Origin of the sequence: Paenibacillus apiarius (genome assembly GCF_017052585.1) — a bacterium.
Classification (GTDB): domain Bacteria; phylum Bacillota; class Bacilli; order Paenibacillales; family Paenibacillaceae; genus Paenibacillus_B; species Paenibacillus_B apiarius.
Genome location: NZ_JAFFHZ010000001.1, coordinates 150,475 through 171,912 on the forward strand (window position 1 = coordinate 150,475; position 21,438 = coordinate 171,912).

At 55.2% G+C, this 21,438-nt stretch carries 20 protein-coding genes and 1 pseudogene; 4 read left to right on the forward strand and 17 right to left on the reverse strand.

All coding sequences use genetic code 11. The features are described 5' to 3' along the window. The first annotated feature begins 31 nt into the window (after positions 1–31). Both rbsK and JSQ80_RS00725 read left to right on the forward strand, forming a co-directional pair. Positions 32–946, forward strand: coding sequence for a ribokinase (gene rbsK / locus JSQ80_RS00720; protein WP_206093968.1), 915 nt, complete (start codon positions 32–34; stop codon positions 944–946). Between the two features lie 5 nt (positions 947–951). Continuing rightward, complete coding sequence (locus tag JSQ80_RS00725) at positions 952–2,097, forward strand: GNAT family N-acetyltransferase (protein ID WP_206093969.1); 1,146 nt, start codon at positions 952–954, stop codon at positions 2,095–2,097. A 32-nt stretch (positions 2,098–2,129) separates the two neighbouring features. On the opposite strand, the gene JSQ80_RS00730 is transcribed toward JSQ80_RS00725, so the two are convergent. The 12 genes from JSQ80_RS00730 to JSQ80_RS00785 form a co-directional block, all read right to left on the reverse strand. Further along, on the reverse strand, positions 2,130–2,936 hold the full coding sequence (locus tag JSQ80_RS00730) for a LutC/YkgG family protein (RefSeq protein ID WP_087433692.1): 807 nt from the start codon (positions 2,934–2,936) through the stop codon (positions 2,130–2,132). Beyond that, positions 2,933–4,441 carry a LutB/LldF family L-lactate oxidation iron-sulfur protein gene (locus JSQ80_RS00735; protein ID WP_336245693.1) on the reverse strand — a complete coding sequence of 503 codons (1,509 nt, stop codon included), beginning with the start codon at positions 4,439–4,441 and terminating at the stop codon, positions 2,933–2,935. Before JSQ80_RS00735 ends, JSQ80_RS00730 begins: the two co-directional genes overlap by 4 nt. Next, a complete protein-coding gene (locus tag JSQ80_RS00740; protein ID WP_206093970.1) occupies positions 4,413–5,168 on the reverse strand; it encodes a (Fe-S)-binding protein in 756 nt (251 codons plus the stop codon). Before JSQ80_RS00740 ends, JSQ80_RS00735 begins: the two co-directional genes overlap by 29 nt. Positions 5,169–5,260: 92 nt before the next feature. Further along, positions 5,261–6,112: a fumarylacetoacetate hydrolase family protein gene (locus JSQ80_RS00745; RefSeq protein ID WP_087433690.1), complete on the reverse strand. Its 852-nt coding sequence runs from the start codon at positions 6,110–6,112 to the stop codon at positions 5,261–5,263. 49 nt (positions 6,113–6,161) lie between these two features. After that, positions 6,162–6,935 carry an SDR family NAD(P)-dependent oxidoreductase gene (locus tag JSQ80_RS00750; protein WP_206093971.1) on the reverse strand — a complete coding sequence of 258 codons (774 nt, stop codon included), beginning with the start codon at positions 6,933–6,935 and terminating at the stop codon, positions 6,162–6,164. A 53-nt stretch (positions 6,936–6,988) separates the two neighbouring features. Next, complete coding sequence (locus JSQ80_RS00755; RefSeq protein ID WP_206093972.1) at positions 6,989–7,423, reverse strand: hypothetical protein; 435 nt, start codon at positions 7,421–7,423, stop codon at positions 6,989–6,991. A 229-nt stretch (positions 7,424–7,652) separates the two neighbouring features. Then, positions 7,653–8,039: a D-ribose pyranase gene (gene rbsD, locus JSQ80_RS00760; protein ID WP_206093973.1), complete on the reverse strand. Its 387-nt coding sequence runs from the start codon at positions 8,037–8,039 to the stop codon at positions 7,653–7,655. Further along, entirely contained in the window at positions 8,036–8,266 is a 231-nt protein-coding gene (locus tag JSQ80_RS00765) for a DUF4177 domain-containing protein (protein ID WP_206093974.1), read from the reverse strand. Before JSQ80_RS00765 ends, rbsD begins: the two co-directional genes overlap by 4 nt. Beyond that, positions 8,263–8,937 (reverse strand): cyclase family protein, encoded by a 675-nt coding sequence (locus JSQ80_RS00770; protein WP_206093975.1) that lies wholly within the window; start codon positions 8,935–8,937, stop codon positions 8,263–8,265. The genes JSQ80_RS00765 and JSQ80_RS00770 overlap by 4 nt, the downstream gene beginning before the upstream one ends. A 10-nt stretch (positions 8,938–8,947) precedes the next feature. Then, entirely contained in the window at positions 8,948–9,742 is a 795-nt protein-coding gene (locus JSQ80_RS00775) for an SDR family NAD(P)-dependent oxidoreductase (protein ID WP_206093976.1), read from the reverse strand. Positions 9,743–9,825: 83 nt separating this feature from the next. Next, positions 9,826–10,989 carry a UxaA family hydrolase gene (locus JSQ80_RS00780; RefSeq protein ID WP_206093977.1) on the reverse strand — a complete coding sequence of 388 codons (1,164 nt, stop codon included), beginning with the start codon at positions 10,987–10,989 and terminating at the stop codon, positions 9,826–9,828. Between the two features lie 63 nt (positions 10,990–11,052). After that, positions 11,053–11,391 (reverse strand): UxaA family hydrolase, encoded by a 339-nt coding sequence (locus JSQ80_RS00785; protein WP_206093978.1) that lies wholly within the window; start codon positions 11,389–11,391, stop codon positions 11,053–11,055. 155 nt (positions 11,392–11,546) lie between these two features. Between JSQ80_RS00785 and JSQ80_RS00790 the strand changes: the two genes are divergently transcribed. Next, positions 11,547–12,566, forward strand: a complete 1,020-nt coding sequence (locus JSQ80_RS00790; RefSeq protein ID WP_206093979.1) for a LacI family DNA-binding transcriptional regulator — start codon at positions 11,547–11,549, stop codon at positions 12,564–12,566. Between the two features lie 69 nt (positions 12,567–12,635). Here the strand turns inward: JSQ80_RS00790 and JSQ80_RS00795 are convergent, their stop codons facing one another. Continuing rightward, positions 12,636–13,991, reverse strand: coding sequence for an aminotransferase-like domain-containing protein (locus JSQ80_RS00795; RefSeq protein WP_206093980.1), 1,356 nt, complete (start codon positions 13,989–13,991; stop codon positions 12,636–12,638). 172 nt (positions 13,992–14,163) lie between these two features. Between JSQ80_RS00795 and JSQ80_RS00800 the strand changes: the two genes are divergently transcribed. Further along, positions 14,164–15,084 carry a DMT family transporter gene (locus JSQ80_RS00800; protein ID WP_206093981.1) on the forward strand — a complete coding sequence of 307 codons (921 nt, stop codon included), beginning with the start codon at positions 14,164–14,166 and terminating at the stop codon, positions 15,082–15,084. An 84-nt stretch (positions 15,085–15,168) separates the two neighbouring features. On the opposite strand, the gene JSQ80_RS00805 is transcribed toward JSQ80_RS00800, so the two are convergent. From JSQ80_RS00805 to JSQ80_RS00820, 4 genes and pseudogenes are all read right to left on the reverse strand, one after another. Continuing rightward, entirely contained in the window at positions 15,169–17,013 is a 1,845-nt protein-coding gene (locus tag JSQ80_RS00805; RefSeq protein WP_206093982.1) for an ABC transporter ATP-binding protein, read from the reverse strand. Then, a pseudogene (locus JSQ80_RS00810) lies at positions 16,994–18,737 on the reverse strand (ABC transporter ATP-binding protein). The gene JSQ80_RS00805 and the pseudogene JSQ80_RS00810 overlap by 20 nt, the downstream one beginning before the upstream one ends. An 893-nt stretch (positions 18,738–19,630) precedes the next feature. Continuing rightward, the gene (locus JSQ80_RS00815; protein ID WP_411829082.1) at positions 19,631–20,470 is read right to left on the reverse strand and encodes a carbohydrate ABC transporter permease; all 840 of its coding nucleotides are present in this window, start codon (positions 20,468–20,470) and stop codon (positions 19,631–19,633) included. Between the two features lie 91 nt (positions 20,471–20,561). Further along, on the reverse strand, positions 20,562–21,437 hold the full coding sequence (locus JSQ80_RS00820) for a carbohydrate ABC transporter permease (protein ID WP_206093983.1): 876 nt from the start codon (positions 21,435–21,437) through the stop codon (positions 20,562–20,564). Between the last annotated feature and the right edge of the window lies 1 nt (position 21,438).

A 21,438-nucleotide genomic window follows, 5' to 3' on the forward strand; every position in this document is an offset into this window, starting at 1 on the left:
AACGAGACGAGAACAAAGGATGGTTGATTCGGTGAGAAAAGCTAGGATTACAATAATCGGCAGCTTGAATATCGATTTGGTAACGGTTACCTCGACCATTCCGGCCCAAGGCCAAACCGTGCAAGGCGACAGATTCGCCACTCTGTGCGGAGGCAAAGGCGCGAATCAAGCGATCGCTTGCGCCCGTCTCGGCGCCGAGGTCCGCTTTATCGGATGTGTGGGCGGCGATGCGTTCGGCCGGATGATGCTGGATAACTTGCAGCAGGAACGGATTCATACGGAAGGCATCGGCATCGTTAGCGAGGCCGCTTCTGGAACCGCATCCATCATCGTCAACGATGGGGATAACCGGATCATCGTCGTTCCAGGGGCGAATGGCCTGCTCACGCCAGATCATGTTAGACGCCATGCCCAGACGATCCAGAGCTCCGACGTCATACTGATGCAGCTCGAAATCCCGCTTCCAGCGGTGCGGGAAGCATTGAGCATTGCAGCCCGCAGCCATGTGCCCGTCATTCTCAATCCGGCACCTGCTATGACGCTGGGTGATGACATCTTGGCGCAAGTCTCCATCCTGACGCCGAATGAGCATGAATTGGCGGCTCTCTTCGGCGAGGATGATTCCGAGCAGGCCTTTCCGTGGCAAGCGGCCATCTGCTCCATGCCCGGGCGCATCGTCTTGACCCGAGGCGCGGATGGAGCTTATTGGTCGGATGCCGGAGGCCGTCTCCATCATCAGCCGGGCTGCGAAGTCAATGTCGTCGATACGACCGGCGCAGGCGATACATTCAATGGCGCGCTCGCTGTTCTTCTAGCCGAAGGCAACAGCATGGATGATGCGGTGCGCGGTGCGGTGGCTGCCGGTGCGTTAGCGGTGACTCAATTCGGAGCCCAGAGCGGGATGCCCACACGCTCTCGATTGGAGCAACATTTAAAGGAGGACTAACTCTCATGTATCACATTCGTATGCTGCAGCCGCTCGATTATGCCGGAGCGGTCTCCTTGTCAGATGAAGTGTTTCGCAATGATACGCAAATGTCGATGGAACAAGGTTTTCCGTATTTATTTTCTCCAATCTATTCCCATTCGTATGGCGCATTTGAGGAAGAGCGGCTTGTCGCCCATATGGGACTGCTCCCCTCCAAGCTGCGTCTGAATTCGGTGCGGCTGCCTGTCTTCTCGCTCGGCTCTGTCTGCACATCGCCCGTGGCGCGCGGCAACGGCGTCGGAACAGATCTGCTTCATCAGGTGCAGCGGCATGCCGATGAGACCGGGTCCGTGCTTATGTTCATTTCCGGCGGCCGCTCCTTGTATACGCGCAACCGCTGCTACCCATTCGGACAAGTGACCGTATATACGGTAAGCCCCAATGACGAGACGGCGGAGGCCAATATGGCGCTATCCGAGCGCGAACGGGCGCATGTGCGCGAGCTGACGGCGCTGGATTGCTTCGCGTGGCATGAGCTTGCCGAGCAGCGTCAGACGGCTTTTGATTTCAGCATGTGGGACTTGTACGGTCTGGAGCATGCAGGAGCTTACGCCTCCTGCGTCTTGATGAAGCCGAAGGTGTACGTGCTTGAACGCGGCGGCAAGCTCGCGGCATATGCCTATGCGCTGCGGCCATCCGCCAAGCAAGCGGATGGCGTGCCTCGAATATTGGAGTATGGAGGTTCGGGACCAGACGTCTCCCTTCTCATGCAGCTGCTCTTGAACAAGAAGAAATACGCCCATTTGCAAATTTATGTGCCGTGGCAAGACCAAAGCCTGCATGATGCGCTATCAGCCTATCCTTCCCAGGTGCAAGCGAACGACGGGACTGTATTTATTCCGAACGTAGAACGATTGTTCCGGCATTTGCAGAGCTGGTGGCAGGAGCGCGGGGCGCTCGCCGCACATATGCAAGCGCTGCCGCTTGGCGACGGGAAGGTGCAGCTCGGCTATCCTGACGCCGAGCCGGTCCAGCTGGAGGAGCGGGACGTCGTGAAGCTGCTGTTCAGCCCGGATGCGGACGGCCTGCTGCCAGCATCATGGCCGTCCTTGGATCAGTTGAACATCACGGTTCCGCTGCCATATACGATTGGATTGCACTATATTTGACGAATTTGACGCATTGCTCCCTCTTGCGCGGGCTACGTCAAAATAACGGCGCTGACGATGCCGGGCCCATGAATGCCGATCGTCAGGTCGTTCTCGATATCGGCGCTGCGGCTCGGGCCGGTAATCAAGTTCAACGATGACGGCAGCTTCGCCAGATCGCCATGAGAAGCACGCAGCCGTTCGAACGCTTCTCCCATGCGGGCGACGATGCGATCCGCAGGGAAGACCGCCAGCAGCATGCCGGGCATGAGGCTGACCGAACGGCCTTGCGCTCCTGCAGACAGCACGGCCAGCGTTCCTGTATTCGCGATGACGGCTGCGGGAGCGACAATGCCAAGCTGACATCGTTCCACGGCCCGAAGCAGCGGACTGCGCGCCTGCCATTTCGCCCCGGCAAGCGCTCCCGCTTCTCCGGGCTCCGATGTGCCGAGCCGCTCCAATGCGGCTTTCCACGCGTCTTCCCCTTCTGGCCCGTTTGCCGATTCAGACCAAGGCACACCGATGAGGCGCTGTTCATTCAGCACTCGCGGAACGCCATAGGATTGCAATTCCGGAGTGTTGGCATAGACGGCGCGCTCCAGCACGCCATGCTCCTTCAGCTCGGCGATGCTGGCGGCGATCGCTTCCGCCGCTTGCGCGGCAGGAGCCATGCGGACAAGCCCCGTCAGCGCCGTCCAGCTATCCATGAACAGCTGCACGCATTCCTCTCGATCCAAGCGGCTCATCCGCTCGCGATATGAATCAGGCACCCCGCCTAACTCCACGGCCGGCGGTAGTTGTAGCGGCTTGGCGCGTCCGAGCCGCGCCGCGATTTGCGTTAGAAACTGCTGCTGATTCATTTGTCCACTCCGTCCTTTCCTTTGCCTTCGGGGGCTGCTGCCTCCCGTGATGCCGAATCCTGCTGCAATTCTCGCTGCAGCTCCGCCCATGAATCCCGGAACGACTGCTTCGGTATCGCGGGGAAGGTGCGGGACTTCGTCCATCCGGCAGCCGGTCCGGGCGCCTTGCGGATCACTCCGCCGCGAACAAGCGGCTTCTGTCCATAGTAAGCTGCTTTCCCGGCCATCCGGTACCATTTGACATTGCTGAACACCTTCCCGAACATGTTGAACCCAAAGCGTTCCGCAGATGGGGTGAAGCCTTCTTTCACCTTGCGCGCCCGCAAGTATACGAGCATGTCGTGCAGCGGAATTTTGACCGGACAGGCCTCGTAGCAAGCCCCGCATAAGGAAGACGCGTAAGCAAGCGTGCCCGCCTCCTTCATATCCTGCTGCAGGAGCGGGGTCAGCACGGCGCCGATCGGCCCGCTATATACCGAGCCATACGTGTGGCCGCCGACGTGGCGATAGACCGGACAGACGTTCAGACAGGCTGCGCAGCGGATGCAATGGAGCACTTGCTGGAACTGAGGATCGCCCAGCTGTGCGGAACGTCCGTTATCCAAAATAATGACGTGCAGCTCTTCGGGTCCGTCCAAGTCCCCTTCCTGCCGCGGTCCGGTAATGAAGGAAGTGTAAGTCGTCAGCTTCTGCCCCGTAGCGCTGCGCGCGAGCAAATTAAGCATGACCTCGACATCCTCGAAGGTCGGAACGAGCCGCTCCATTCCCATGACGACGACATGCGTCTTCGGAACGGTCGTGACCATGCGGCCGTTGCCCTCATTGGACACCAACGTCACCGTGCCCGATTCCGCAATGCCGAAGTTGCATCCGGTCAGCCCGATCTCGGCCTCCAGAAAAAATTGTCGCAGCTTGCGCTTCGCGAAAGCAGCAAGCTCCTTCGTTTCCGGAGGAAGCTGCTTGCCTGCTTCCTTCATGAACAGCTCCGCAATTTGCGATTTATTTTTGTGAATCGCCGGAATAATGAGATGAGAAGGCGTCTCCTGGGCCAGCTGCAAAATATATTCGCCCAAATCGGTCTCGATGGCCTCGATGCCGCGCTCCTTGAGGCGTTCATTCAGATGCATCTCCTCGGACACCATCGACTTGCCTTTGGCTACGAGCTTCGCCTGCTTCTCCTCCGCAATGCGCAGGAAAGTCTGGACGGCGTCTTCCCCCGTGCCGCAAAAATGGACGTGTCCGCCCCGGCTGCGCACCTGATCCGCAAATTGTCCCAAGTAATAGTCCAAATGCGCGATCGTATGCTCGCGAATCGCCCGCCCCCGTTCCCGCCATTCTTCCCAGTCCCCGAATTGCTCGGCGGCGGACAACCTTCCGGTGCGCAGCTTATCTGTAGTGAAGGCGACGGCTTGGCGCAGAAAATCGTTCCGCAGCACCGCCTGCGTGCGCTGCTTCAATCCGCTGCCTATCCCTCCGTTAACGTTGTTGGATGAAGTCGCGCTCACGACGTTTCACTCCTTCCTCAAGCAGCTCCGCCAGATGCATGATGCGAATCGGACGCCCCTCTTTATTGAGCCGCCCCCCAATATTCATTAAGCACCCCATATCGGAACCGATTAAGATATCCGCCTCTGTATCGACGACATGCTGCGCTTTTTCCGTTACCATTGCTTCCGACATTTCCGGCATCTTGATGGCGAACGTGCCGCCGAAGCCGCAGCAGTCTTCCTTATGCGGCAAATCAACCAACGTCAAGCCCTTCACCTGCTGCAGCAGCAGCATGGGCTCCTCCGCAATGCCCAGCAATCTCGCGGCGTGACAGGAAGGATGATACGTCGCCTTGCCGTCGAACGCCGCCCCGACGTCCGTTCTCCCCAATACATGGACGATGAACTGGGAAAACTCATACGTGCGCTCAATGAGCCCTTTCGCTTTTTCGAGCCACTCCGGTTCATCCCGGAATAAATCTTCATAGTAATGATGCACCATGCCGGCGCAAGAGCCGGATGGCGTCACAACATAATCGCTATGCTCAAATGCAGTAATCCAATGCCTAGCGACTTCCCTCGCGTCGTCATGATAGCCGCTGTTGAAGGCTGGCTGCCCGCAGCATGTCTGCAGCGGCGGGAAATCCATGTCGCAGCCGAGCCGGTGCAGAAGCCGGACCACGCTTTCGGCAACGCGGGGAAAGCAAGTATCCGCCAAGCAGGTGACGAATAATGATACGCGCATAATTGCCCCTTCTTTCATCGTCGTTCACCAAGGAACGAGCAGGATGGAAAAGAAGCGCCCGCAGGCCTTGCAGCCGTCGAGCGCTTAAGTTATTAATACTCGGCTGCCATACGGTTGGTTAGCGAACCGAGCTTCTCGATTTCAATGGTGACAAGGTCGCCGTCTTGCAAATAGACGCGCTTGTCTTCCGGCAGTCCGAGCACGACGCCTTCCGGCGTTCCCGTCAAAATGATGTCGCCCGGCACAAGCGTCATATGGCGCGAAATATAGCTGACGATTTCGTCGCAATGGAAGATCATGTCCGACGTATTGGAATGCTGGCGCGTTTCGCCGTTCACGATGCATTTGATGTCGAGCTCGTTCGGATTGCCGACTTCATCGGCCGTGACCAGATACGGGCCAAGCGGGCTGAACCCGTCGCACGATTTGCCGAGCAGCCATTGCTGGGTGCGCATTTGCAGATCGCGCGCGGACAAATCATTGACGCAGCAATATCCAAAGACGTAATCGAGCGCCTCCTCCTTGCTTACATCCTTCGCCGCCTTCCCGATAACGATGACAAGCTCGGCTTCATAATCCACCTGATCGCTTACGCGCGGAAGCGTGACATCGTGGCCATGCCCCGTGAGCGTGTTGTTGAACTTGTTGAATAAAATGGGATACTGCGGAATGGGCGCATTCGTCTCTTCGGCATGCTTGCGGTAGTTCAAGCCGACGCAAATGATTTTTTGCGGCTGCGGCACGCATGGCCCGTAATTTAATTCGCTTTCATCCAGCACGACGCCCGCCTGGGCCGCATATGCTTCGACTTCCGCGCGCACGCCCGCGCCGCCTGCAATAATGTCGTGCATCGAATAAACTTCGCTTACGTCAGCCACACCGCGCTCTGTGACTGCCCCCGTTCGCAGCTGTCCATTTTGATCATAAAACGTGACATATTTCACCGCTTATTCCTCCTCCGTGAAGTACAATTCATATAAATGCGTTATTCCATTATGCATTTTTGCCGAACACAACTCCGCCATCAATATACAGCGGGGAGCCCATCATAAATTTAGATTCTTCGGAAGCCAGGAACAGGGCGCCTTCCGCCACGTCTTCGGGACGTCCCAGTTCTCCGCTGAGCTGCCGAGTTTTAATGGAAGCGATCGCTGCTTCCGGATCATCGTAGGAACTGCGCAGATAGTTTTCCACGAATGGCGTGAAAATCGTGCCCGGCAGCAGCGCATTCACCCGGATATGGTATGGCGCATAGTCCACCTGCATGGACTTCGTCAATGACAGAACCGCTCCCTTCGTTGCCGCGTAGGAAGCGCGATTCGCGAGTCCCATCTCCGCTATGCAAGAGGACATGTTGATAATGGTCCCGCTGCGCTGCTCCATCATAGACGGGAGAACATATTTGCTCGGCAAAAAGACGCCGCGGATATTGATCGCCATGACACGATCCCATGCTTCCGGCTCGATTTCGTGCAATCTCCCGACACCGCTCACGCCCGCATTGTTGAACAAAACGTCAATGCGTCCGTATTGTGCGACAACGGCGTCTGCCATCGTTTTCGCTTCCTCGGGAGAGGTGACGTCGACCTGAGTGAACATCGACTTGCATCCAAGCTCTTCAATCATCCGGACGGTTTCTTGCCCGCCTTCGGATTGAATATCCGCCACGACGACAGTCGCGCCTTCCTTGGCGAACCGAAGGGCGGTACTCCGGCCGATGCCGGAGCCCGCGCCGGTAATGATACACACCTTTCCTTCCAAGCGCATGCTGAATCTCCCTTCCTTCTATACGAATGTAATTTTTATGCTAATTATGCTAGTTATTCCAGTTGACAGATACGTTGAACTACTGAATTCCGGTCGCACTCCCCCTCGGTCAACAACAATGGCTCCAATATTGTCCAAACGCTCCATGGAATGGATGAACGGTTGATATAGGGAACATTTTGAGTGAATGGGAGCGCCTCCAACTGCAATAATGCAGGTGAGAGCATCCTTTTTCCGTCATTCGTCACGCTGAACTGCAAATGTGCAGCACATTTTCGCACCATCACATAAATAATGAAAACCACCTCGCTTTTCACTGCATATTTGCAGTTCAAACGACGAAAAGAGCGAGATTTCGCAAAAACAACTGCACAAATACAGTTCGATAGCTCTTCAATTGCCTTTACCTCCGTCGAAAAGCGCAATTGGCGCACTCCAATCTGCGGCTTATCAAGGCGACGAACTCTGCTTTCGCTGCTTTTGTTCACTCTCCCCTTCGTTCAGTAACAACGTTCCCGCATATCTCAGGCGCTAGACGGCGCGAGCGGACGGTGATGTTGCCGCATCGGCCGAGAACCACTGTTGGCCGCATTTAACCTTCATCGATACGGTTTCTGAATGAGAGGGAGAGTGGAGTTGGCAGCGTTCCGTTCTTGGCTTTTGGCAATCGCCATCTCGACATCCGTTCATTGCCGTTCCCGCAGGCTCATAACCCCCTTATCCGGATACAATCATGAGATTGGCATAAGGCGTCGTATCTCCCGTCCGGATGACTGCGCGCGATTCCGGGCACAGCTGCTTGAACTCGACGTGCGGCATCACCTTCCACCCCACATCCGGCAAGAGCGTCTTGAGCTCGGCCACCCTTGCGGGACTGAACGACTGCATCTCTTCCGTGATGACGACGCAGTCGATGGTGAATTCTGCGGCGACCGCCCGCAGCACGTCCACGACGGTCGGAATGTCGTCGCATAAGGCGAGATCAAGCCGCTCCACGCTCATCGGCACCGGAAAACCCCGATCGCACACCGTCAGCATATCGGTATGTCCCGTTTCCGAAAGAATGCGGTTCAGCTGCGGATGCAAAATACCGCTTTTCTTCATCGGCTCACCTCCCCGGGGCTCACGGAAGAGAGAGCGGCCTGCCGGGCCGCTTCCTCCCGCTGATCCAGCGTCAGCCGCTCGCGGAAGCTTGGAGCCGGCCGCTTCAAGTACAACTGCTCCACACCGTCGACGACGGTGACGGCCACGAGCTCCCAGCCTTGTTCCCCTAATTCATTCAAGGAAATCGCATCATGCTCGATGCGATATTCCCATTTGGACAGACTCAACGTGATTCAACCTCCCATTGGAAGGCCACCACACGGGCTGGAGCGCCGCTGGAATCGCGGATATGAAGCGGCAGCGCCATGACATGCCATTCTCCTTCACGTAGCGCAGGATCATTCAGCTGCAAGCCTTCCGCCACCCAGATGTTCGCTCCCAAGACGATGCGGTGCGTCTCCTCATTCTCTTCCCCCGTGCCGCCGATGCTGAAATGATCGATGCCAACCGCCTTAATGCCCCGTTCCGCCAAATAGCGGGCGCCTTCGTTGGACAAGTAAGGAGATTCATAAATCCATTCCTTCGTCCAGCCGCGTTTCTCGCCCCAACCGGTATACAGCAGCACAATCGAATGCTCATCCAATTGAGCTGCATACGGTTCCAAATCCGCGCGGCCGATCGGATGCTTCGCCCCTCTGTCCTGCAGCGGAACGAACACCATCCTCCCTTGAAACTGCCCGACTGGGATGCGATCCAGCGTCAGCTCGAATTCGCCGAGATGGGCAGGCGCATCCATATGGGTTCCGGTGTGCAGGTTCATCGTAATCTTCTCCAGCTTCCAGCCGTCCCGCGGTCCTACGCAGATGTAGTCCATCTTCGGCGGTTCAAAGTCCGGCAGCACCGGACATAGATGATACAGCTCCTGCGACAGATCGACCATTCTCGAAATATTGAGCATATGCCGTCACCTACCGTTCCATATGGTCTTCCGGTTGTGCCGCCTTCACCGTAAGGCCGCCGTCCACCATGAGGAGATGACCGTTCACCTGCATCGCTTCCTCGGACGCCAAAAATACGACTGCATCGCCGATTTGGCGCGCCGTGCCGAGCCGCTTCATCGGGTTCGCCTGCTCTTCCTTCGCGCGCATGCCCGGCGCCGCCAGGAAATCCGTGCACATATCGGTATCAACCGTGCTTGGTCCGACCGCGTTCACGTTAATGTTATATTTGCCGAGCTCGATTGCCATGCCCTTCGTCAGCATATGGGCGGCAGCTTTGGAAGATTGATAATGCGGAATGACCGGGCTTGTAACCATCAGGCTGGCTGTCGACAGCACATTGACAATCTTGCCGTACCGCTTCTCGATCATATGTTCCGCCGCGCGCTGCGAGGTCATGAAAATGGCTTTGACGTTCGTGTTGTATGTGCGATCCCACGTCTCTTCCGTCACCTTCATGAACGGCTCGAACGGCGCGATGCCGGCATTGTTCACGAGCACGTCGACGCAGCCCAATTCCTTCTCGACCTCATCGAACATGTTCAACACTTCCGCCTTGCTGCCGACGTCCGCTTGCACAACGATCGCTTTGCGGCCCATTTCTTCAACCTTCTTCCGGACGGCCACTGCCTTCTCGTAAGAAGACGGAGAGGCATAGTTAATCGCAATGTCCGCGCCTTCTTCCGCCAATCGATATACAATCGCTTCTCCAATACCGCGGCTTCCCCCGGTAACTAATGCGATGCGTCCTGCTAAACGACCCATGTCAGTTCCTCCTCTGTTATCCCATAAGTAAGTAAATGTCTGATTGAAAGAGAGGTTGTTCGAAAAAGTCCATTTTTGAATTATTATAAGCTCGGTCCAATTCGGTTAATGCTGAACTCCGCGTGGCCGAGCACTTCCGCCTTCGTCAATCGGCCGTCGCTCACGCCGCGGATTTCATCCCAGATCTGCTTGCCCGCCTCCTCCAAGGAGACCGTTCCTTCCAGCATTCCGCTGACATCCACATCCATGTTGTCCGCCATCCGCTCCGCGCAGATGCGGTTGCCGGTAATCTTGATTACCGGAATGACAGCGGAGCCGGTAGGCGTGCCGCGTCCCGTCGTGAAGCAGACCAGATGCGCGCCTCCCGCCGCCATCCCGGATACGCACTCAATGTCGTTGCCCGGGGAATCCATAAAGTATAGGCCGCCCTGCGGAATCGGCTCGGCGTATTCGATTACCCCCTCAATCGGCGCTGTGCCGCATTTGCTGATGCAGCCGAGCGACTTCTCCTCAATCGTGCTCAAGCCTCCGGCGATATTGCCCGGACTAGGATTGCCGCCGCGCATATCGGCCCCCATCCGCTCGACTTCCTTCTCGAAACGGTTCACGATATGATACAGATCGTCTGCCGTTGCTGCCGTGCGGCAGCGATCTGCGAGCACATGCTCGGCGCCGATAATTTCCGTCGTCTCTCCGATAACGATAGTGCCTCCTTCGGCAATTAGAGCATCGGCAGCCACGCCTAGAGCCGGATTCGACGCGAGTCCGCTCGTCGCATCGGAGCCGCCGCATTTGACGCCGATTTTCAGCTCGGAGAACGGAATCGCTTCCTTCGTCATCGCATCGAGCTTCGCTCTCATCTGCTGCGCCAGCTGAACGCCATGCTGAATCGCTTTGACCGAGCCTCCGACGCTCTGAATATCGAATACTTCCACGAGCTTGCCTGACTTGCGAATTTCGTCTGCCAGCCGTATCGGATCGACGACTTCGCAGCCCAAGCTGACGATAACGACCCCGCCGACATTCGGGTTCTTGCCCGTTCCGGCGAGCACGTCGAAGGTGCGATCCTTATCCGCGCCGATCTGGCTGCAGCCGTGTTGATGCGGGATGGCCACCGTATTCGGAACAAGCTGCTGAATGCGGTTGCACACTTGATTCGAGCAGATAACGGTAGGAATAATTAATAAATGATTGCGAATCCCGACCTCGCCATTCGGTCTCCGATAGCCTTGAAACGTTAAACTCATGCTAGGTTCCCCTTTCCCGTACATATGAGCTATGCTTTCGATTTCGGATTCCTCTCGGCTCCGTTACGCTTCCGCCGCAGAGGGCGCTCCCGCAGCCTGATCTCCGCGCCCCCGAATCCCTTCGATATTGTGCACGTGCACGTGATCGCCAATCGGTATGCCGCAGACGGCACGTCCGATGACTTCCCCATATTTGCGCACGTGCTCGCCTTCCGTTATCTGAACGACCGCCACCTTATGACCGAAAGGAATCGGCTGATTGACCACCAACGCCACTGAATTCCCTTGAACTTCGCACGTAATGGTCTCGCCTGGAACCAACTCCCTCAGAGCGGTCGCGACATGGTCGCGGCGATCCATTACGATAACGCTTACACCTTTGTGCATAGCCTTATCTTTCATGCAAATCCCTCCACCTTTAAATGGAAATGTTACCGTTAACCCAAAGATATCATGCGTTCCCCTTGATGTCAATGTTACAAATAGAATAAAATGAAATCGTATAACTATTTTCATGCTTGTACCCATTTCAATAAAATAATAGGAGATTTCAGTCTATGGCTACCATTTATGATATTGCAAAACGGGCCAATGTGTCGGCAATGACAGTATCAAGGGTCATTAACAACACGGGCAGAGTCAGTGAGAAAACCCGTACAAAGGTTAAGAAAGTCATGGAAGAAATGCACTACATCCCCAATTCGGTCGCCCGCTGCCTTGTGACACAGGAGAGCAAAATATTGTCTTTGCTCATTACAGATATAACGAATCCATTTTTTACAACGATGGCACGGGGTGCGGAAGATGCTGCGATGCGGCACGGGTACCGGCTCATGTTCGGCAACAGCGACGAGAGCTTCGCGAAAGAAAAAGATTATGTGGAAATGATTCTGTCCATGCGTGTGGACGGCGTGCTCTTCTCGCCAAGCGGGGACCGTTCCCGCGAGCATCTGGAGTGGCTCAAGCGCCAGAACGTCCCATTCGTCCTGCTCGACCGCGAAGTTCCTGGCGTGGAGTGCGACGCCGTGCTCGGAGACAGCCGTATCGGCGCACAGCACATGGTGCGGGAAATGATTAGGTGCGGACACCGCCGCATCGCGCTTGTGAACGGCTCACAGGACGTATCGACGGCGCGGGAACGGCAGGCGGGCTATGCCGACGCATTACGGGAAGCCGGCATTGAATATGCAGAGCAGCTTGTCATGGAGACAAGCTATCTGGGCGAGAATGATTCGTTATCGCTCTCCCACTGGATGGATTTAGCGCCGGGACAGCGGCCAACGGCCATCTTTGCCGCGAACAATATGCTGGCTTTATCCGTGCTCAAGGCCGTGCGCGAAATGGGGCTGCGCGTTCCCGAGGACTTGTCGCTCGCCTGCTTTGACGATTTTGGCTGGGTGGAAGAGGCCAATCCGTTCTTTTCCGTCGCTTCACAGCCTTCGTACGAATTCGGGGAGAAGGGCATCCAACTCCTGTTGGAGCGCATCAAAAATCCGGACGTGCCTTCAAGACGAATCGTGCTCCCTTGCAGCGTACATATGCGCCAGTCTGTCGGACAGCTGCAGACCGTACAGTAAGGCCAAGCACGGCGATCCCGTTTATAAATAGGCCGGCAAAGAGAATCCCTGACGATTTTGGCACAGCGCTTACAGGGTCTCTTTGCCGTACCTTTCTATCTCTTGAATGACAAGCCCGATTCCTCGCTCTATGTCCTCCATTCTTACATTCGACACGTTTAATTTCAGCAGCGGCCGCTTCGGAAACGAAGACAAATAATTCGCTTCCGCCGTCTCTACGAGAATGGAATTCCGCTTCAACCTCGACTTTAATTGTTCACTCCGCACTCGTTTATCCAATGTCATGCACGTGTGAATGCACGGATTAACAGCAGGTGTATAACGGTATAGCCCCTTGCTTTGGCGCTGCGCCTTTTCCAATGCAGAGGTCAAACGTTCCGTGCGCAGCGAATATGCGGAGCCAATCTTCTGCTTGTGGCGCTCGAACATGCCGTTTTTGATGTAAATCTCGAGCGCCGCCTGCGACAGCATGGAACTGTCGATATCAAGCAGCTTCTTGTATTTATGGAACGGCCCGGCAATGCTTGGCGGGATGACGGCGGCGCCGACGCGCAGACCCGGGAAAATGATCTTTGAATAGCTTTTTAAATAAATGACATGCGCAGACCGATCGTAGGCATATATCGGATCCGCCTTGGCATCCCGCTCCAAGTCAGCCAAGTAGTCATCCTCCACAATATACACGTCATACCGCTCCGCCAATTCGGCGATCGCCTGCTTCTGCTGCCGGGAGTAAGACGTTCCGAGCGGATTATGAAACCGCGGCATCGTATAGAAAAACTTAATCCGCTGCGTCCGGAACAGCCGTTCCAGCTCATGCAGATCTATGCCTTCGCCCGTGCGCTCAATCCCCAGCACGGGGACATGATGCGTCTCCACATACTCGATATACAAATGATAGCCCGGCTGCTCGATCAAAATCGTGTCCTTCCCGTTCGGAAACGGAATGGCCGTCAAAATTGCCAGTGCTTGTTGAATGCCCGAAGTGATATAGATGTGATTCGCATTCGTAAACACTTGATAATTGGCCAGTTGCTTCCCGATCACCTGAATTAGCGAGGGGAGCCCTTGCGGAGTGCCATACACGAACAGTTCATTTTTATAAATATCGATCGCTTTATTGATGCACTGTTGAAAATCCAAATACGGAAACACCTCGGGATCCGGTGCGGAGGAGGCAAAATCAAGCTTGGTTCGATCGGTATGCTGCCGCTGCTCTCGCTTCATCACGTAATATCCGCTTTTCGCGACGGAATACACCATATGGCGCTGTTCCAGTTCATCGAGCGCGCGAATAATCGTGCTTTTGCTGCAACCATATTGTCCGGCCAACATGCGAATCGATGGCAGCTTGTCCCCCTCCTTGTACTCGCCGCTCTGAATCCATTGCTCCAAGTCATTCAATAAGGACAAGTATTTATACATGGAAGACACCTTTCTCGTATTTATTCTGTAATCTGTACCGGTACAATTAAGGTTTATTTGTATTGTATCACGAGGGGGGATTGAATACGATGTATCTATACCGGCCGGTAACATGTTAAGCGGATTTCGTTCAATTATATATATGAACATCCTCTGTAAAGGAAGTGGAACCATGATAGATTCCTCCGAGAAAAAAGCTTATCTTGCAGCCATATTATACGCCTTCATCATCGGCTTCTCGTTCGTGTTCGTGAAGCTGGCCTTGACGGCGGCTGATCCGATGAGCACGCTCGCCCATCGCTTTACCGTATCCATTGCCATCGCTACTATCCCTGTTGCATTCGGATGGGTAAAGCTGAACATCTCGCCCAAAGACATTGTGCGCATCCTGCCGCTCGCGCTGTTCTATCCGGCGATGTTTTTCGCCTTCCAAGCGTTCGGCTTGGTCTACGCCAGCTCCTCCGAAGCGGGAATCATTCAGGCGGCGGTGCCTATCTTCACGATGCTGCTCGCTTCCTATTTTCTCAAAGAACGTTCAAGCCTTGGACAAAAGCTATCCGTCGCCTTGTCCGTGGCCGGGGTCATTTACATCTTCATCATGAATGGAGTCGCAATCGATGCTTCCAACGTGAAAGGAACCGTGCTCATCCTGCTGTCAGCGCTAGCCTCGGCAGGGTACAACGTGATGGCGCGGCCGATGACCCGCAAATTCAAGCTGATCGATATCACGTATATGATGACGCTCGTCGGCTTCCTGACGTTTAACCTGATGTCGCTCGCGACTCACGGCATGAACGGAACGGCAGCGCTCTACTTCGCGCCTTTTGCGGATTTGACTTTTATCGTATCGATATTGTATTTGGGAGTGCTCTCCTCGCTCGTCACCTCCTTCTTGTCCAACTATGCCCTCTCGCATATGGAGGCCTCGAAGATGAGTGTATTCGGCAACCTGGCCACGTTCATTACGATGATTGCCGGGGTCCTGGTGCTGGATGAGCAGCTCAAATATTATCACCTCATTGGCGCCTGCATGATTGTTCTCGGCATTGCGGGAACTGCATTTCTCGGCAAGCGCCATGCGAGAGCGCATTGACGCCAACGGCAAACAAACACACGCACGGAGTAATGACCCATACTCCAAAGCGTGTGTTTGGCGCGTTCCGTATAACCTGAATCCTTACCCGCTAATGCGCTGGAATTGACTGCTCACCAAGCCATGGTAAAATCCTCTCTGCGCCATCAGCGAATCGTGCGATCCTTGCTCGATAATGGCGCCCTCTTCCAGCACGAGAATGAGGTCGGCTTGACGAATCGTATTCAGCCTGTGCGCGATGACGATATTGGTCCGTCCCTTCATCAGCCGGTATAGCGCCTCTTGGATTTTCAGCTCCGTAATCGTATCGATGCTGCTCGTCGCTTCATCCAATATTAAGATGGCCGGGTCTGCCAGCAGCGCGCGGGCGATGGACAGCAGCTGCTTCTGCCCTTGGCTGATGCCGCTGCCGTCCTGCTCCAGCACCGTGTCGTACTGCTGCGGCAGCTTCATGATGAAGGAATGGGCGTTCGCGAGCTTGGAGGCCCGCTCCACCTCGGCGTCGGTCGCATCGAGCTTCCCATAGCGGATATTGTCGCGAATCGTGCCTTGGAACAGATATGAATCCTGCAGCACGAACCCCATATGGAGGCGCAGATTGTTCCGCTTCACGTCCTTGATGTCGATGCCGTCGATACGGATATGCCCGTCGTCGGAATCATAGAAACGGGAGAGCAGCTGCACAATCGTCGTCTTCCCCGCCCCCGTCGGTCCGACCAAGGCAACCGTATCGCCGGGCCCTGCATGGAACGAAATGTCCGTGACCGTCTGTCCACGCTTGTCATAGGCGAAGGAGACATCCTTGAACTCGATCTCGCCTCGCACTTCCGCAAGCTCGACCGCCTTCTGCTCGTCGATGCTCTCTTCATCCTCTTCGAGCACTTCGAAGACCCGCTCCGCCCCGGCAATCGCGGACAAAAAGGTATTGAACTGGTTCGCCAGATCGCTCAGCGGGCGCGTAAACTGCCGCGCATATTCGGAAAAGGTGACGATGACCCCGATGGAAATCATGCCTTGGAGAGCAAGCACCCCGCCCGCTCCGGCGATGATCGCGAAGCTCAAGTTGTTCAGCACGTTCATCAGCTTCGGAATGAAGCCGGAATAGGTCTGCGCCCAGTAGCCGGACGTCTTCAGCTTCCCGCTCTTCTCGAGGAACTGCGAGATGACCCTTTGTTCCTGCGAGAACGTCTTGACGATTTTTTGACCGGAGAACGTTTCTTCGATAAACCCGTTCAGCTCCCCCAAATTGCGCTGCTGCTCCTTGAAATATTTCCCCGTCCGCTTCGTAATCCACTTCATTCCGAGAAACATGAGCGGTACGATAATGAGCGTAATCAAGGTCAGGAGCGGGCTGAGCCACAGCATGAGCGTAATCATGCCGATGAATGTCAATATGCTGGACGACAATTGAATGAACGAGCTGTTCAGCGTCTGGCTCACATTGTCAATATCATTGGTGAGACGGCTCATGAGCTCGCCATGCTGCCGCTTGGCGAAGTACGATACCGGAAGCCGATGCAGCTTGCGGAACAGATCCGTCCGCATGCCGTACACCGCTTTCTGGGCGACTCCTATCATCCAGTAGTTCTGCAGCCAGAGCGACGCGAAGTTCAGCGCATACACGCCCGCAATGAGCGAGATCACCATGATGAGACCCTGACTGTCGCCCGCCACGATGAACTGGTCGACGGCCATCCCCACGAAGAAAGGCCCGAGCAGCCCCATTACGGTGCTCGTCAGCACCATGATGAAGATGAGCGTTAATAGTCCTTTGTAGTCCGCTAAGTAGGACCAGATTTTTTTCAGCGTGCCCGCCCAATCTTTCGGTCTTGCTTTCGGCTTGCCTCCCGGCGCGGCGTTGCCCCGGCCGCCCGCCCCGGCGGCTTCCCTTGCGCCAGGCTGGGCAGGCTTATGTGCCGGCATTGGCATGGATTGCGACCCCCTCTCCGTACTGGGATTGGACGATGCGGCGATACATCTCCGAATGCTGCAACAACGAAGCATGATCGCCTTGCGCCAGCAGCTTGCCGTCTTCGAGCAGCAGAATCGTGTCGGCCTGCAGCGCCGTGCTGATCTTTTGCGTAATAATCAAGGTCGTACACGGATACTCCTGCAGCGATGCAAGCAATCTGGCTTCCGTCTTGACGTCCAAGGCGCTCGTGCTGTCGTCCAAGAGCAGAATCGCCGGCTTGCGGATAAGCGCCCGCGCGATGGACAAGCGCTGCTTCTGCCCGCCGGACAGATTGACGCCCTTCTGTCCGAGCACCGTATCGTATTGCTGCGGGAGCTTCATAATCGTGTCATGGATTTGAGCGCTGCGGGTGGCGGCAATTACTTCTTCCGTCGTGGCGCCTTCTTTGCCCCATTTTATATTGTCCATGACGGTTCCCGAGAACAGCAGCGCTTCCTGCGGCACGAAACCGATGCTCCGGCGCAGCGTATCCAGCTTCATCGTCCGGATATCCATATCATCGATCCGCACGCATCCTCCGTTCACGTCATATAGACGGGGGATGAGCTGGAACAACGAGGTTTTGCCCGAGCCCGTTGCGCCGAGAATGGCGACGGTCTCGCTTGGTTGCGCGGTGAACGTAATCGATTGCAGCACGGGCAGCTCTGTTCCCGGATAGCGAAACGACACATCCTCGAACGCAACCTTCCCGCTGCGAATGGCCAAGGATGCATTCGCGGCGGCGCTGTCCGTTACATCCACAGCGGTGCCAAGCACCTCCGCTACCCGCTGCCCCGATGCCTTCGCCCGGGAAATGACCATCATGATCATCGACACCATGGACATGGCGCCCGTCATCCGCGCCACATAATTGACGATAGCGACGACTTCGCCGACGTTCACTCCGCCTGCCTTCACTTCCAAATGGCCGAACCAGAGGATGCCGAGCACACTCAAGTTCATGATGAGCAGCAGCAGCGGAATCGTCAGCTCGACTAAGCGCAGAGCGGCTACGTTCTTGGCCATCAGCTCCTCGTTGGACTTCGCGAACCGCTTGTTTTCGTGGTGATGCCGCACGAAAGCTTTAATCAATCTCATACCGAGCAGGTTCTCGCGCAGCACGCCGTTTGCCTGGTCCAATTTTTCCTGCACGGAACGGAACAGGACGAATCCCTTATTCATAATCCAAACGAGGAGCGCGAGCAAAAGCGGCATGACCACCGCCAAGATAAGGCCCAGCTTCACGTTAACGGCCAGCGCCATAATCAGGCTGCCGACAACGAGCAGCGGCGCCCGCATGATGATGCGCAAGCTCATGAACACGACATTTTAACATTTGCGTCACATCGCTCGTCACGCGGGTAATCAAGGTAGCGGTCGAGAATCGATCGAAATTGGCGAAAGAAAACGATTGGATTTTTTCGAACAAATGTTTACGGATGTCAAAACCAAAGTTTTGACTGACGCGTGCCGCGTAAAATGAATTGATGATGCCGCAAACGAACCCGAGCAGAGCCAACGCGACCATTGCTCCGCCCCAACTCAGCACAACGGAAAGATCTTTCTGCGTAATTCCTTCATTGATGATTTTGGCTGCGATTAAAGGATGCCACAGCTCGACGGTGAGTTCGATAAGCATGAGGAACAGCGCGATGCCCATCGGCCTTCGGTACGGATTGAGAAACGACAACACCTTGCGCATGGATCAGCCTCCAACGTAAATTTTTGTTGCATCTATACAGTTCCATTATTTCACATTGTTAATGGAATCATTTGCACACTATTATACAATACGCGGCCTCGGACAAACCGAATATTTCACAATTTACGTATTGCAGTTGAATCTTAACCGCAATAACGCCCGCTTCAACTGCAATTGCCAGGTTGTTGAGAAACCCCGCACGAAACAAATAAGGGTGGTGGGTGTCCGCTGGAGAGACCTCGCGCTCAAGCTCAGTTGCGCATTTGTTTGGCCCCTTTGCTCGCGTACCGCAATGCTGGAATGCAAAAATACAGTTCAATTTAGCATATTCTCACAAATATTGGTAATCGCTACATTATAAACTGCACTTTTGCATTTCAACAGCCCAAAAGCCCGCTTTCCTCAAAAGCAACAGCCTAAAAGCAGTTCGCATGCCCCTGCATCATCCCCTTCCTTGCCACCTGCCGCCCCCAACCATCACGTTCTATACGATTCAGCATCTTCTGCTCCCGCCAACCTCGGACTTAGGCTCTATCCATTCAACCCCGCCTCAGAAAACAAAAAAAGTGCCGGTATAGGAGGAAACCGACAGGTAGCTTCCTTCCACCGACACGAATGGGTTGGGGGCAAGTTCGTCCTCGAGGGAACTGTTGTGCCATCGACATGCAAAAAGTAATCCGATGACGAACTCACCCCAGGATGGGTCGTATGAGTAATAGGGTTAAAACATGACACAAAGTTTGACTGAGGTAGCGCATGAGAATAATAACCGCCAGTCATGGCATCGCCTGTCTTGACTCCTATTGTAGCCTCTGTTGATGCATGCAGCCATTTAACTTGCTTACAAACAGCTTACATTGTTGTAAGAGTGGCAGCGTTCGGTTTATTGTCTGTCACCCTTTTACCGCTCCCGCCGCCATGCCTTTCATCACCTGCTCCTGAAACAGGATGTAGATGATGATCGTAGGCAGCGCCGCTATTCCGAGTGCCGCCATCGTCAGCTTGTAGTCCGTCGAGTAGCCTGTAGCGAACACGGACAGACTGAGCGGCAGCGTCTTCATCGCCGGGCTGTTGATGAAGACGAGCGCAAAGGCAAAGTCATTCCAGAAGCGCAAAAAGCCGAGTATAGCCACCGTAGCCAACGCCGGCAAAGAAACCGGAAGCATAATGCGGGCGAAGATGCCGGTGTAGCCGCAGCCGTCCACAAGCGCCGCTTCCTCCATTTCCTTCGGGATATTGGCCAAATAAGCCGCCACGATAAAGATGGCGATCGGAAGCTCAAATGCTGTATAAGGCAAAATAAGAGCGGCATACGTGTTCAAAATCCCCATCTGATTCATCATGATAAACAGCGGTACGAGCGTGCTGTGAATCGGAATGAGCATGCCAAGCACGAACAACAGATGAATGAGAGCTCTGCCGCGGAACGTGAAACGCGCCAAAATATAAGCCGCCAACGCCCCCAACAGCAAAGTGAGCGCTAACGACAGCGTCGTAACGATGAACGAATTGAGCATGGCCAGTCCCATCCCCGACACTTCCCAGGCACGGGCGAAGTTCGACCACTGCCATGATTGCGGCAAACCGAACGGATGCGCGTAGAATTCCTCATTCGTCTTAAATGCGCTCAAATAGAGCCAAATGAGCGGATATAGCGTAACCAGAGCATACGCGCCCAATCCGCAAGAAACGCAAATGCGGGTGATGCGCGCCTTCCGGCGTCCGGCTGACATTGGATATGAATCCCGCGTCCGCACGGCCGCTGCTGCGGAGGATGATTTCATGCCCAGCTCTCTCCCTTCCAATGTAAATGCGGCAGCGCTCTCATCTATGTTCCTTTTTCATCAGCCATTGCGATCCGGCAACCATCAGCAAGCTGATCATAACGATCAGGGTAGATACGGCGCTGCCATATCCGAAGCGATAGACAGTAAAGGTGCTGTTGTACATATACGAAGCAAGCAGCTCGGTCGCATGGGCGGGACCGCCATTCGTCATGACATAAATCAGGTCGAACGCCTTCAAGCTCCCGGATATGCACAGAACGATAGCGACCTTGAGCGTATCCCAGATGAGCGGCAGCGTTATTAAGCCCAGCTTCCGCAACCCTCTCGCGCCGTCCAAGTGCGCCGCATCGTCCAGTTCAGCCGGGATGCTGTGCAGCGCGGCCAAAAACATGATTAAATACGGGCCGATGTAATTCCACACGACCGGAATCGCAATCATCCACATGGCGATGCCGGGCTCGGAAAGCCATGCGCGCCGCCAATCTTCAAGCCCTGCGGCACTGAGCGCCGCATTCAGCAGCCCTGTCTGCGGATGATAGATGTTGCTCCAAATAATCCCGATCACGACCGATGAAAGCACCATTGGCATAAATACGGCAGACCGGACGATGCGTTGAAACCATGTGCCGCGCTTCAGGAGAAGCGCAAGCAGCAGCGCGATCGGCACCTGACCGAAGACGGACGCGGCGACGACGATCATATTGTTGCGCAGCGATAGCCAGAAGACCGAATCCTTAAGCGCTTCAACGAAATTATCGAAGCCGATGAAACGGGCGGCCCCGATTCCTTTCCAATCAAAAAAGCCATAATAAGCCGACCAAAAGATCGGAATGATGACAAAAATCGTATACAAGACGAGCGCAGGGGTCAAACCTGCCGTAATGAACGCCCGTTTGTTGCTCCACGCGCGCATA